Annotated in this window: 10 protein-coding genes and 3 pseudogenes (1 of these 13 cut by a window edge); 7 read left to right on the top strand and 6 right to left on the bottom strand. The window is 67.7% G+C overall.

The window, feature by feature from the left end; translation table 11 throughout:
- From F4Y72_10730 to F4Y72_10720, 3 pseudogenes are all read left to right on the top strand, one after another.
- Positions 1-11 (top strand): annotated as a pseudogene (locus tag F4Y72_10730) (hypothetical protein); it begins 604 nt to the left of the window's first position.
- 290 nt (positions 12-301) lie between these two features.
- Positions 302-742: pseudogene (locus tag F4Y72_10725) on the top strand (hypothetical protein).
- Between the two features lie 141 nt (positions 743-883).
- Positions 884-1,114: pseudogene (locus tag F4Y72_10720) on the top strand (hypothetical protein).
- A 308-nt stretch (positions 1,115-1,422) separates the two neighbouring features.
- Here F4Y72_10720 and F4Y72_10715 read toward each other — a convergent pair.
- Positions 1,423-1,728 carry a hypothetical protein gene (locus F4Y72_10715; protein MXZ28758.1) on the bottom strand — a complete coding sequence of 102 codons (306 nt, stop codon included), beginning with the start codon at positions 1,726-1,728 and terminating at the stop codon, positions 1,423-1,425.
- A 17-nt stretch (positions 1,729-1,745) separates the two neighbouring features.
- On the opposite strand from F4Y72_10715, the gene F4Y72_10710 reads away from it, so the two are divergent.
- Positions 1,746-3,470, top strand: coding sequence for an autotransporter outer membrane beta-barrel domain-containing protein (locus F4Y72_10710; protein MXZ28757.1), 1,725 nt, complete (start codon positions 1,746-1,748; stop codon positions 3,468-3,470).
- Positions 3,471-3,598: 128 nt separating this feature from the next.
- Here F4Y72_10710 and F4Y72_10705 read toward each other — a convergent pair whose 3' ends face one another.
- From F4Y72_10705 to F4Y72_10695, 3 genes are all read right to left on the bottom strand, one after another.
- Positions 3,599-3,844, bottom strand: a complete 246-nt coding sequence (locus F4Y72_10705) for a type II toxin-antitoxin system prevent-host-death family antitoxin (GenBank protein ID MXZ28756.1) — start codon at positions 3,842-3,844, stop codon at positions 3,599-3,601.
- 257 nt (positions 3,845-4,101) lie between these two features.
- On the bottom strand, positions 4,102-7,125 hold the full coding sequence (locus tag F4Y72_10700; protein ID MXZ28755.1) for an L-glutamate gamma-semialdehyde dehydrogenase: 3,024 nt from the start codon (positions 7,123-7,125) through the stop codon (positions 4,102-4,104).
- Between the two features lie 129 nt (positions 7,126-7,254).
- Entirely contained in the window at positions 7,255-7,962 is a 708-nt protein-coding gene (locus F4Y72_10695) for a ComF family protein (GenBank protein ID MXZ28754.1), read from the bottom strand.
- A 41-nt stretch (positions 7,963-8,003) separates the two neighbouring features.
- Here F4Y72_10695 and F4Y72_10690 point away from each other — a divergent pair, with 41 nt between their 5' ends.
- Positions 8,004-8,714 (top strand): SDR family oxidoreductase, encoded by a 711-nt coding sequence (locus tag F4Y72_10690; protein ID MXZ28753.1) that lies wholly within the window; start codon positions 8,004-8,006, stop codon positions 8,712-8,714.
- A 34-nt stretch (positions 8,715-8,748) separates the two neighbouring features.
- Positions 8,749-9,621 carry a DUF1295 domain-containing protein gene (locus F4Y72_10685; protein MXZ28752.1) on the top strand — a complete coding sequence of 291 codons (873 nt, stop codon included), beginning with the start codon at positions 8,749-8,751 and terminating at the stop codon, positions 9,619-9,621.
- Here F4Y72_10685 and F4Y72_10680 read toward each other — a convergent pair.
- Complete coding sequence (locus tag F4Y72_10680; protein MXZ28751.1) at positions 9,557-11,476, bottom strand: hypothetical protein; 1,920 nt, start codon at positions 11,474-11,476, stop codon at positions 9,557-9,559. The genes F4Y72_10685 and F4Y72_10680 overlap by 65 nt on opposite strands.
- Before the next feature lie 74 nt (positions 11,477-11,550).
- Here F4Y72_10680 and F4Y72_10675 point away from each other — a divergent pair, with 74 nt between their 5' ends.
- The gene (locus F4Y72_10675) at positions 11,551-12,396 is read left to right on the top strand and encodes a methyltransferase domain-containing protein (protein MXZ28750.1); all 846 of its coding nucleotides are present in this window, start codon (positions 11,551-11,553) and stop codon (positions 12,394-12,396) included.
- Here the strand turns inward: F4Y72_10675 and modC are convergent.
- Positions 12,365-13,441 (bottom strand): molybdenum ABC transporter ATP-binding protein, encoded by a 1,077-nt coding sequence (gene modC / locus F4Y72_10670; GenBank protein MXZ28749.1) that lies wholly within the window; start codon positions 13,439-13,441, stop codon positions 12,365-12,367. The two genes, F4Y72_10675 and modC, sit on opposite strands and share 32 nt — an antisense overlap.
- Positions 13,442-13,450: the final 9 nt, after the last annotated feature.

Raw genomic sequence — 13,450 nt, 5'->3', positions numbered from 1 at the left:
CACGGACCTGACGCTGGACAGGGACTCGCTGACGTTCAGGCCGGCGGACTGGAACGAGCTGCAGACCGTGACGGCTAGCGCGGGCCAGGACGACGACGCCTCGGACGACACGGCGACACTGGCGCACACGGCCTCGGGCGGGGGCTACGACGCGGCGGCGGCGGACGTTGCGGTGACCGTGACCGACGACGACGAGCCTGCGCTGGTGCTGTCGGCGACGACGCTCGGTGTGGCCGAGGGCGGCAGCGCGGAGTACTCGGTGCGCCTGGCGACGCAGCCGGCGGCGAACGTGACCGTATCGATCTCCGGCCACGCGGACACGGACCTGACGCTGGACAGGGACTCGCTGACGTTCAGGCCGGCGGACTGGAACGAGCTGCAGACCGTGACGGCTAGCGCGGGCCAGGACGACGACGCCTCGGACGACACGGCGACACTGGCGCACACGGCGTCGGGCGGGGACTACGGGTCGCTGACGGCGGAGGTGACGGTGACGGTGGAGGACGACGACGACGACGGCGCCGCTGCGGCGCTGGTGCTCTCCGAGACGGCCGTGGCGATGACCGAGGGCGCCGGGACGAGCTACACGGTGTCGCTCGCCACCCGGCCGACCGACACGGTGACCGTTAGCATTGCGGGCCACGCCGGCACCGACCTGAGCCTCGGCCGGACCTCGCTGACGTTCCGCACGACCGACTGGGACGAGCCGCAAACAGTGACGGTCTCGGCGGCGCGGGACGCCGACGAGGACGAGGACACGGCGACGCTGGTTCACACGGCCACCGGCGGCGGCTACGACGGTATCGCGGCGGAGCTGGCGGTGACGGTGCGCGACGGCATCAAGATCTCGCTGGCCGCCGGGGAAGCGATCGAGGGCAGCTTCATGGAGGTGCGCTTCACCCTGTCGTCTCCGTCGCCGGGGGACGTGGAGGTGAGCTGGCTCACCCATCCGGGCGGGGGCAGCGCGCACGCCGGCCCCGTGGACGACCCGATCGACTTCCGCATGGCGTCCGGGCGCCTGCGCTTCGCGGCGGGGGAGACGGAGATCGTGCGCGAGGTCTGGATCGTGGAGGACGACATCGACGATCCGCACGAGCAGTTCACGGTGCAGATCGACCGGCCGCGGGGCGCCGTGCTGGCCGATCCGGTCACCTCCATCGAGTCGCTGGCCCAGCCCGACCGGCGCATCGAGCTGGGGCGGGAGATCGCCTACGTGGTGGTGACGATCCTTCAGGCGGAGGCGGCGGCGGAGCCGCTGGAGGTGACGCTGGAGGCGTCTCCGCCGACATTGGAGGAGGGCGGGCGCACGCTGCTGTGGGCGCGATTGGCCGAGCCGCTGCCGGAACCGGTGCGCATCCCGCTGGTGTGGTCGGCGGGCACGGCGGAGCCGGACGACCACGACGGGCCGAGCGGGCTGACGATCTACGCCGGGGACCTGACCGGACGGGCGACGCTGAACGCGTCCGAGGACGACGACGCGGACGACGAGACGCTGAGCGTGTCGTTCGGCGAACTGCCGGGGTGGGTGGTCGCCGGGACGCCGGACTCGGTCGAGATCGCGATCCTGGACAACGACGGAGGGAGAGAGGACTTCTCCGGCCTGACCGTGTCGGTGGCCGACGCGAGCGCGTACGAGGGCGAGGAGAACCTGCGGTTCCCGGTGACGCTGAACCGTCCGGCGCCCGGCCCGGTGACGGTGCAGGCAAGTATCGATCCGACCGCCGGCAAGGCGCGGCGCGGACTACGTGGACACGTCCCAGCGGGTGCGCTTCGAGGCCGGGGACCGGCTCAAGTTCGTGACGGTGCTGGTCGAGGACGACCTGATCGACGAGGGCGAGGAGACGCTGTATCTGGAGCTGAGCGACGCGCAGCCAAGCGGGGTGACGATCGGGCGGGACCGCGCGACGGGCACGATCAGGAACGCCGACCCGATGCCGGCGGCGTGGCTGGCGCGGTTCGGGCGCACGGTGGCGGAGCAGGCGCTGGACGGGGTGTCGGCGCGGATCGAGGCCTCGCGCGAGCCGGGCTGGCGGGGCTCGCTCGGAGGCATTCCGCTCGGCGGCGGACCGCAACGCGGCGACGAGACGGGCGCGGTGAACGGCCCCGACGGGTTCGCGGACGGCCTCTCCCGCTCAGGCGGCATCGCGGACGAGCCGTTCGGACAACGACCGGGCGGCTTCGAGCCGGGCGGCGTCGAGCCGGGCGCTGTTGCGCCGGGCGTCTGGCCGCAGCCTGCCGCGCCGCCGGCCCGTCCCGATCCGTCCTGCGCCGGGCAGGGCAGCCACGGCCTTGCGGCGCTGACCGGCACGGACTTCTCGGTGACCGGCAAGCCGGACGCGGGCGGGGGCACGCTGGCGTTCTGGGGCCGGGGCGCGCGCACGGCGTTCGGCGGCCGCGACGGGCCGGTCAGCATAGACGGCGAGGTCTCCACGGGCCTGCTGGGGGCGGACTACGCCAACGACCGCTGGCTGGTGGGCCTGGCGCTGGCGCACAGCTTCGGCGACGGCGCCTTCGCCGATCCACAGGTCGGATCGGGCGAGGTGGCGTCCTCGTTGACGGCGGCGATCCCCTATGCCTCGCTCGAAGCGTCCGAGCGGCTCTCGCTGTGGGGGGCGGCGGGCTACGGCGCGGGCGAGGTGGCGCTTGAGGGCGGCGGCCTCCCCGCGTTCGCCGCCGGCATCGACTGGGCCATGGCGGCGGCGGGCGCGCGCGGCGGGCTGTTCGCGCCTTCCAGCGAGCGCGGCGGTCCGGCGCTGGACTTCGTGGCCGACGCGCTGTGGTCACGCACGGGCTCGGAGAAGACGAGCGAGATGGTGGCAACGGCCTCCGACGTGACGCGGCTGCGTGTCGGTCTGGAGGGCAGCTGGTCGTTCAAGTCGCCCGGCGGCGGCAAACTCAAGCCCCGGCTGGAAACCGGCCTGCGCCATGACGGCGGGGACGCGGAGACCGGGTTCGGGGTGGAGCTCGGCGGCGGCCTAGTCTGGACCGACCCGCGCCTCGGCCTGTCGCTCGACATCGCGGCCCGGACGCTGCTGGCGCACGAGGCCGAAGGCCGCACGGAGCGGGGCCTGTCGGCCGCCATCGCGTTCGATCCGGATCCGTCGAGCAGTCGCGGCCTGTCGCTGTCGCTGAAGCAGGATCTCGGCGGGACCGCCACCGGCGGCCTGGACGCGCTGTTCGCGCACGAACCGCTCGGGCGCCATGGCGCGTTCGGCGGTGACGCCGGACGCTGGACAGCGGAGGCCGCCTGGGGGCTGCCCGCGTTCCGCGAGCGCTTCACCGGCACCCCGCACTTCGGCTACGGGCGCTCCGGCACCGGACGCGACTACCGCCTCGGCTGGCGGCTGGAACCGGCGAGCCCGGACGCGCGCCAACTGACGTTCGGCATCGAACTCACCCGCAGGGAGGACGCCGCCGGAGCCCAAGCGCCCGACCATGCCGTGAACCTTGAGGTCAGGGCGCGCTGGTGAGCGCCCGGAATTGAACCACTCCGCTTCCGAATCGCTTACGGTATAACGAGACGACAAATAAAACTGATTAAAACCAGTATGTTATGGAGCTTGTATCCGTTATATGGCATTTGCGTCGAGCAGCAGGCTCAATTGCCGGTCTCAAACAGGCGGCTGATTTCTTCGGCATCCAGGCTGTCAAAATCATTGGGCACGGAGATCTGTCCCTCCAGAAATCCAATTCGACGCTTGCTGCCGGCGTCAGGCGCGTCTATGGCGATTACTCTAACTACCGGTTTTCCGGCGCGCGCGATGATGAATGGCTCGCCATTGGCAGCGGCACTCACGAGCCGTGAAAGATGGGTCTTGGCCTCGTGGATATTGACGCACCGCATGATGTTCTCCAGAACTAAGTCCATATAGCTTAGTCTCCTCAGTCAATATTGGCAAGCCCAACGAGACACGGATGATATGTGGGCCACATCATCGCGGCCAGATCGAAATGAAGCGCGAATGTGCCCGTTTCCGCAGCGTGAGCAACCGCCTTTCCTGCCGAATGTGCCGAGATTCGACTCAGGCCGGGAACCAGTGTTGCGGAACTGGCACCTCCAACCTGGGCCGACCTAAGCCAGACGGTGCAGTGGTTTACTCCTTAGGTGCTTACGGAGCGCAGCAGTTCCACGTTGCCGCCTTTGGCGGTGGTGTTGATGGTGATGGTTTTTTCGACAGCGTAGCGGTGCAGGTAGTGGGGGCCGCCGGCCTTGGGGCCGGTGCCGGACAGGCCCATGCCGCCGAAGGGCTGAACGCCCACCACGGCGCCGACCATGTCGCGGTTTACATATATGTTTCCTACGCGCGCGCGTGCGATGACCTCGTTCACGCGGGCGTCGATACGGCTTTGCACGCCCAGGGTCAACCCGAATTCGAGGCGGTTGATCGAGTTCACCAGCCCGGCCAGGTCGGCGGCGTTGAAGCGCAGCACGTGCATGACGGGGCCGAAGCACTCGCCCTCGAGTTGCGCCAGGCTCTCCAGTTCGATGGTGTGCGGGCGGATGTACGGGCCCATCAGCGATTCGTCGAGCCGGCCGCCGGCCCAGACTTCGCAGCCGAGCGAACGCATGTGCTCGATGTGCGCCTGAATCCGATCCAGGGTGGGCTGATCGATGATCGGGCCGATGTCGGTGGACGTGTCGTGGGGATCGCCGATCGCGAGCTCGGCCGCGGCGCCGCGGATCGAATCCAGCAGCGTGTCGGCCACTTCGTCCTGCACGCACAGTACCCGCAGGGCGGAGCAGCGCTGGCCGGCGCTCAGGAACGCCGAGCGTATGGCGTCGTCGGTGGTTTGTTCGATCAGGGCCGACGAGTCCGCGATCATCACGTTCTGACCGCCGGTCTCGGCGATAAAGGGCACGATGGGGCGGTTGGACTTGCCGGCCAGGGCGGACTGAATACGCGCCGCCGTGTCCGTGCCGCCGGTGAACGCCACGCCGGCGATGCCGGGATGATTGACCAAGGCCGCGCCCACGTCCCCGGCACCCGTCACCAGCCTGAGCACGTTCTTGGGAACGCCAGCGGCGTGCAGCAGGTCCACGGCCATCTTCGCGATGCGCGGGGTCTGCTCGGCGGGCTTGGCTAGCACGGCGTTGCCGGCCAGCAGGGCGGCGGACACCTGGCCCAGGAAGATCGCCAGCGGGAAGTTCCAGGGGCTGATGCACACGAACACGCCGCGGCCGTGCAGGCTCAGGTCGTTCGATTCTCCGGTGGGCCCGTCCTGGGGCAGGGGCGTCTCGAAGTCGCGTTCCGCCTGGCAGGCGTAATAGCGCATGAAATCCACCGCCTCGCGCACTTCCGCTACTGCGTCGTCCACCGTCTTGCCGGCCTCGCCGGCCAGCACTCGGAAGAACTCGTCGCGCGCTTCTTCCAGCGCGTCCGCCGCCGTTCTCAATATGTTGGCGCGGCGTCTTCCGCCCAGCGCGTCCCAGGCCGGCTGGGCTTCGGTAGCGCTCTTGACCCAGATGTCGATCTCTCCGGAAGTCGGGTCCACGGCTCGCGGTTCCGGTATGTCGGCCCGTTCCGAAAGGAGTGCCGAAAAACGCCCCAGCGCGGTTTGCGAGGCCAGGTCGCAGCCGGTCGAGTTAGGGCGGTCCGCTCCGTACAGCAGGTCGGGCGTCGGCAGGGTCGAGGAGGTTCGGGCCAGCGAGATTTCGATCGGGTCGGACACGATGGCCTCCGGCGCAAGCTCCTCGTCGTAGAGCCGATTGACGAAACTGGAGTTGGCGCCGTTCTCCAGCAACCGCCGGACCAGGTAGGCGAGCAGGTCTTCGTAGAGACCAGCCGGCGCATAGACACGAACCGGCGGAAAGTCGTCGAACATCTCGCGCGCGGTCTCGTGAAGCCGCTCGCCCATCCCGTGGATGCGCTGCAGTTCCATGTTCGAGCGGTCTCCTTCCGTAAGGGCGAGCACCGTCGTCAGCGTGTGGGCGTTGTGGGTGGCGAAGGCGCAGAACAGGTGAGGGCGCTCGGCCAGCATGGCTTGCGCGCAGGAAAGATAGGCTGTGTCGGTGTTTTCCTTGGCCGTGAACACCGGGTAATCCGGCATGCCGGCGATCTGTGCGCGCTTGATCTCGGCGTCCCAGTAGGCGCCCTTGACCAGCCGAACGGAAATCTGCCGCCGGGTGGATTGCGCCAGTTCGCTCAGCCAACCGATCACCCGCTTGGCCCGCTTGCCGTAGCCCTGCACGGCCAGTCCAAGCCCGTTCCAGCCTCGCAGCGAGGCCTCGCCGCAGAGGCGCTCGGTCAGTTCCAGCGACAGGATCAGCCGGTCGGCTTCTTCGGCGTCCAGGCAGAGAGGGATGTCGTGCTCGCGCGCTAGCTCGCACAGCTTGAGCAGCCGCGGATACATTTCCTCGTGGATCCGGGCGGACTGCCGGGCGTCGTAGCGCGGGTGCAGCGCGGTCAGCTTGATGGACATGCCGCAGCGGCGTGCGGTCTTGGCAGGCTGCCGTTTGCCCACCATGGGAATGGCCTTGCAGTAGCCCCGGAAATACTGCTCGGCGACCTCGGCGGTGCGCGCCCCTTCGCCCAGTATGTCGAACGAGTACTCGACGCTGCTGTCGAGCCTGTAGGCACGCTTGACGGCATCCTCCATGGTCTCGCCCATCACGAACTCCTGGCCGAGGATGCTCATGGCCTGCCGCACGGCCCCGCGGATGACCGGTTCGCCGAGGCGCCCCGCCAGCGACTGCAGCACCGCGCCGCCCGACTGGCCTTCGAAGCGGCGCATGGACACGGCGCGGCCGGTGAGCATCAGCGCCCAGGTGGAGGCGTTGACCAGCAATGAATTCGAATGCCCCAGGTGCTCGTCCCAGTGCGCCGGGCCCAGCTTGTCGGCGATCAGCTCGTCGGCGGTTTGCGGATCGGGCACGCGGAGCAGGGACTCGGCCAGGCACATCAGCGCCACGCCCTCGTCGTTGTGCAGCCCGAACTCGTTCAGGAACGCGTCCAGCATGGTGGGGCCTTTCGGCGAAGTGCGCACCCGGCGCACCAGTTCCGCGGCCTGTTCGACGATGGACCGGCGAGTGGCTTCGTCGAGCGTGAATTCTTCCGCCAGCCGCCTGACGAGCGGGATTTCCGGCGCAAACTTGTCTTTGTCGATTCGATTCAGTGCGCTGCTCATCTCACATCTCTTCGTGTTCGTTCCTGGTTGCCTATTTCACCACTTTTTTCGCCGTTGTCGGCCCGCCGGAAAGAGTAGTATGCGCGCGCCCTTCCAGCACGGTTCAGCATCCGGTTCCGGAGAAGCCTGTCACGCGGCCCTTGCCGCCGCCCATACCTGCACGCGTTCGGCGCCCGCGGCGATGAGCGACGCCGCCATCGCGTCGACCGTTGCCCCCGTCGTCACGACGTCGTCCACTATTGCCGGCCGCAACGGCGACTGCGCGCATGCAAATGCTCCCGCGACGTTCAGGCGGCGTTCCTCGTCGCTGAGGCGGCTCTGCATGCGCGTGTGCCGGACCCGGCGGCAGATGTCCGGCAGCATCGGCACGCCGATTTCGCGCGCGATGAGGCGGGCGATTTCCTCCGCCTGGTTAAAGCCGCGCTTTGCAAGCCGGCGCGGATGCAGCGGAACGGGGGCCAGTGCTTCGGGCATTTCCAGAACGCCCCGCTCCACTTGCAAGCGAACGCCTTCGGCAATGGCCTGGCCGAGCGCCCGCGCCAGGTGCATCCGCCGGCCGAATTTCAGGCCGAGAAGCAGTCGGTCCACCGGATAGTCGTAGGCGAGCGGAGCAACCATTCGGTGAAAGCCCGGAGGCCGGACCGCGCAACGCCCGCAGGTGCCCGCGACATCGGTCCTGGCCATGCGGATCCCGCAGCGGGGACAAGCCTGTTCGGCGCGGGGAAGGCCGGCGTCGCATTCGTCGCACAATTCCCGGCCATCGCGCGCGCGACCGGCGCACAGAGCGCAACGCCAGGGCAGGAGAAAGCGCGCCAGGCCGGTGTTTCCCGGAGTCATTGCGGTTATGCTAACTCTCCCACGAAAGCACGGGAATCCCTATGCCACGCATCCTGATTACGGGCGCCTCCCGCGGTCTGGGCCTGGAGCACGCCAGGCAGTACCTCGAGAAGGATTGGGAAGTGATTGCCACCGCCCGCAACCCGGAAGCGTCGCCGGGTCTGAAGGCGCTCGAATCAGCCGGTTCCCGCTCGCTGCGCACGGTAACCCTGGACGTTACCGATCACGAGCGCATTGAGGCGTTGGCCGGAGAACTGGCGGGCGAGTCGCTGGACCTTCTGCTGAACAATGCCGGCACCTACGGGCCGAAATCGGCATTCGAGGGCATGCATTACCAGTCTCTGGAAAGCATGGATTACGAACTGTGGCGCGAAATGCACGAAATCAACGTCATGGCGGCGTTCAAGGTGGCGGTATGTTTCAAGCCGCACCTCGAAGCCGCCGCCAATCCGCTACTGGTGAACATGTCAAGCGACATGGGCTCGATTGCCAACAACTCCATGGGACATGCCTACGCCTACCGCAGCAGCAAGTCGGCGCTCAACATGCTGACCAAGGGCATGGCCATCGAGTGGCAGAACATCACGGTCATCGCCATGGCGCCGGGCTGGTGCCGCACCGACCTGGGCGGGCCGGAGGCGCCGGTGGACCCGGTCGAGAGCGTGCGCATGCAGCAGGAGTTGTTCGAGCGGCTTGAGTCGTCCCGGTCCGGCGAGTTCATCAACCGCTTTGGAGAAGAAGTCGCCTGGTAAGCGCTACGTTGCAGGCGCCGGATCCGCCTGACCCATGCTGAATTTCATCAACCACCCGCTCACGGGCACGCCGTACGGGACGGCGCTCGATCTTTGCGTCGTGGTTTCGATCCTGGCCTGGCTTACTTCGGTAATCACCCGCGAGTACTCCTGGGCCGACCGGTTGTGGTCGCTGTGCCCGCCGATCTATTGCCTCATCGTCGCGGCGGATGCCGATTTCGCCTCGCCCCGCCTCAATCTCATGGCAGTCCTGGTGACGCTGTGGGGTCTGAGGCTGACCTACAACTACGCGCGCAAGGGCGGCTTCTCCAAGGGGGGTGAAGACTACCGCTGGGCGGCGATCCACGAGAAAATCGGCCCGGTCGGATTCCAGGCGCTGAACCTGCTGTTTATTGCTCCGGGCCAGATGCTCATCGTGTGGCTGTTCGCCTCGCCCGTGCACCAGGCCTGGCTGTGGCGAGAAACGCCCCTGACCTTTCTCGATGGAATCGCCGCCGCGGTTTTCTTGGTGTTTTTCATCGGCGAATGGGTGGCCGACGAGCAGATGTGGCGATTCCAGCAGGGCAAGAAGCGGAAGATCGATGCGGGCGAGGAGGTGACCCGGCCATTCGTCACGACCGGCCTGTTCGCCTGTTGCCGCCACCCCAACTTCTTCTGCGAGATGGGCATGTGGTGGGTGTTCTACCTGTTTGCGGTGGGCGCCTCCGGGGCGTGGTTCAACTGGACCGGCCTGGGCTTCGTGGTTCTCACGCTGCTCTTTCAGGGTTCGACCCAGCTGACGGAATCGCTGACGCTTGCGAAGTACCCCGCTTACCGCGACTACCAGGCCACCACGCCCCGCCTCATGCCTCTGCCTTTCCTGCGCCGCGCAGCCGGGCGACCTCCTCGTACAGCTGGCCGGTCGTGATGCCTTCCGGCGCCATGGGCTTGCCGACAAGCAGCTCCACCGGCGCCCGCAACCACTTCAGGCCGCCGCGGAACGTGCCCCGTCCCTGGTGCGAGAACAGGCTGCCCCACAAACCGCGCAGCGCCATCGGAACGACCGGCGCCGGAACCTGCTCGAGCAGTTTCAGCACCCCGGGGCGGAACTCGTGCATTCGCCCGTCGCTGGTCAGGTGCCCTTCGGGGAAGATGCACACCAATTCCTGGTTCCGCAGCGCGTCGGCAAGCGATTCGAACGCGTTCCGGTAGATTTCCGGATTGTCCTTGCGCGCCGTGATCGGGACGGCATTGACGCTGCGGAAGATGAAATTGAGCAGCGGCATATCGTAGATGCGCTTGATCATGACGAAACGGACCGGACGGCGCAGTACGCCAAGAATCAACAATGCGTCGACGTAGCTGACATGGTTGCAGACCAGCACCGCCGCACCGCGCTCGGGGACGCGATCCAGGTCGCGGAAGCGTAGCCGGTACAGGCTCCGCATCAGGCACCAGACCAGGAACCGTGCAACAAACTCGGGGACTTCCCAGAATACGAAGATCGCGACGCCCAGGTTGATCGCCGCCAGCACCAGGAACAGGTCCGGGATGCTCAATTCCAACGCAACAAGCACCAGGATGCTCAAGCCGGCGCCGATCACCATGAACAGCGAACTGACGATATTGTTGAAGGCGATGACGCGCGCCCGGGTTTCCTGCCTTGTGCGCTGCTGAATCACGGAGTACATGGGAACCACGTACAAGCCGCCGAAGACGCCGATCAGGAACAGGTCCAGCACCGGACCCCAGCCGCCCGCGGCCAGGAATTGCGCGAGGCCCGCCTCCGGCGTAACCGGGCTCATCGTGCTGAAGGCCAGATGCGCCGCAACCACCGTCAGGCCCAGGCTGCCGATAGGCGTGAGACCGATTTCCACCCGGCGACCCGAAAGCCATTCGCACACGACGGACCCGACGCCGATGCCCACAGCCAGCGTCGCCATCAGCGAGGTCGTGACTGTTTCGCTGGCGTTCAGAATCTCCTTGCCATAATTGGGCATTTGGGCGAGCACCACGGACCCCAGCAGCCAGAACCAGGAAATGCCCAGTATGGAAAGCAGGACGGAACGTTTGGCCGCGGCGGCGCGGCTCATTCGCGCAATGACCGTAACCGGATTCCAGCAGATTCTGCCGGCGCCAGCGGCGGGTGGCGCCCCGGGAATGAACCGGCTCGCGAGGTATCCGGCGGTGGCCAGCCCCACGACGGTGACGCCGATCAGCAACGGCCTGTTGCCCGCAGGTTCCGCTCCCGCCAGCGCCCCGCCAAGCATGAGCCCCGCCGGTATGGCCACGAAGGTGCCCATCTGCACCAGCCCGTTGCCGCCCACGAGCTCGGCCTGCCTCAGGTGCTGGGGGATGATGGCGTACTTGATCGGCCCGAAGAACGTCGATTGCGTGCCCATCAGGAACAGGACCGCCATGACCGCTATTACCGAACCGGACGCCACCGCCAGTCCGCCGAGGAGCATGATGCATATTTCGGCGATCTTGATGCGCCTTGTGAGGGCCGCCTTGTCGCCGTGGTCGGCGATTTCGCCGGCCAATGCCGAAAACAGGAAGAACGGCAACGCAAAAAGGCCGGCGCCCATGTTTGCCAAAAAGTCGCGGTCCAGCGAACCGGAGCCGAAGACGATCAGCACGATGACGGCGTTGCGGTACACGTTGTCGTTGAACGCGCCCAGCGCCTGGGTAATGAAGAAGGGCGAGAACCGCCGGGTCAGCAGCAGCGAAAACTGTCCGCGTTCCGCTCCTGCCTGCGCTGCTCCTGCCTCGCTGGCGCTCATCAGCCGTCCTCCCCGCGCGTCGGAATGCGCCATGTTAACCGCGCCGGCGGTCCGTCGGGCGTAGCGGGCGACCGGTGGCCCGTCCTCGACCCTGGCGTGTCCGGCGCGCCTTCGACCGCGTCGCGGCGGGCTTTGCAGAGCATGATTTCCTGCACGCGGAGATTCGCCGTCGCATGCTGGAGCAACTTGACTGGGTGCGTATCAATCCGGCCTGCATCGTTGATGCCGGCGCCGGACCCGGGGGTGCGCGGGACGAATTGCTCCGGCGCTTTCCCGGGGCCCGGGTGCTGTCGCTGGACAGCTCGCTCGGCATGCTGCGCGCCGGAACCGGGGAGCGGATTTGCGGGGACATGCAGCAGATGCCGCTGGCCGACGGCTGCGCGCAACTGCTTTTCTCCAACCTGGCCCTGCACTGGTGCCCGGCCATAGGCGCCGCGCTTGCCGAGTTTCGCCGGGTGCTGGATTCGCCGGGCCTGGTCTTTTTCTCGATGTTCGGCCCGGACACGCTCAGGGAAATGCGCCGCGCGCGCAGCAGCGCGGGCCTGGTTGACGACCCGGAGACGCTGCTCGACATGCACCACCTGGGCGACGCGCTGATGCAGGCTGGTTTCGCCGACCCGGTCATGAGCGCCGAGCGGTTTCCGGTGCCGTACGCGGACTACGCGACGCTGGAAGGCGACCTGCGCCGTTGCGGAGCCGGCCCGGCGATGATGCCCGGGTCTCCGGGCCTGGCCGGGCGCCGGCGCCGCCAGGCCGTGGAGGAGGCCTTCGCAGCGCAACGCGGTGCCGACGGTATGGTCGCCGTCAGCATTGAGGTGGTCTACGGTCAGGCTTGGGTCGCTCCGCCGAAGGGCCGCCGGGAACCAACGGAAGTTCCGCTGGAAGAGATCAGTCTGCGGAGTACAGCGAAGCGGCCTTGATCGTGGCGCAGACCTCCACGCCGGGCGAAAGCCCGAGTTCCCGTACCGAGCGCCGGGTGATACGCGCCCACAGCGTCTGGCCCACGTTGACGACCACGTCGGCAAGCGCGCCGTCTTCCCGCACGACGCGTTCGACCGTGCCGCTCATCACGTTCAACACGCTGCTTCGGCGTGGCGGTTCCAGGGACAGCGACACGTCTCCGGCCCGAACCTGCAGCACGATGTTCGCCCCCTCGCTCCCGGACCGCAGGTCCAGCCGCGGCAGAAAAAGGGTGTGTCCGGAACAAGACAGTCGGCTCAAGCCGTCGCCGTCGTCGATTTGCTCAATCCTGCAACGCAGCAGGGCTCCCGCCGTCCGCTGGCCGATGACCGCCTGCAATTCCGGGCGGCCCAGCAGGTCCTCAAGCCCCCCGGCCGCCCGGACCTCGCCACGATCGATCAGGACCAGGCGGTCGGCCAGCCGCACCACCTCCTCCAGGCGGTGCGTCACGTAAACGATGATCCGGTCGGCGTCCCGCTTGAGCCGCTCTAGAAAACCCAGCACTTCCCCGCGGCGCTCTCCGTCCAGCCCGGCAAGCGGCTCGTCCAGCAGCAGCGCGTCCGGTGCGGTGAGCAACGCGCGTCCGATCGCCACGCGCTGCTGTTCGCCTCCGGACAGGCTCATGGGCCGCCTCCCGAGCAGCGCCTCGAGTTGCAGCAGTTCGACGACTTCCTCGAGGGCCGGCGCGGACCGCGGTCCGCGGGGGCGGCCGTACTGAAGGTTGCCGCGCACGCTCAGGTGCGGAAACAGCCGTCCGTCCTGAAAGACCACGCCCACCGGGCGCCGCTCGGGGGGCAGGTTCACGCCCTTGCGGCTTGAGAACACGCAGGTGCCGCCGATCGCGATCTCGCCTTCGTCCGGCGTGAGCAGGCCGGCGATCATGTTCACCAGCGAGGTCTTGCCCGCGCCGGACTGGCCGAACAGCGCGGTAACGCCGGGCCGGATCTCGAGTTGGCCCTGCCACTCGAATTCCGCCAGTTTCCTGCGTGCGTCGATCTTCAGCATGGTGCCAGC

This window comes from Gammaproteobacteria bacterium, assembly GCA_009838035.1.
Lineage (GTDB): Bacteria > Pseudomonadota > Gammaproteobacteria > Steroidobacterales > Foliamicaceae > Foliamicus.
Note: the sequence above shows the minus strand (reverse complement) of the source record. Positions and strands in the feature narration are given on the sequence as shown.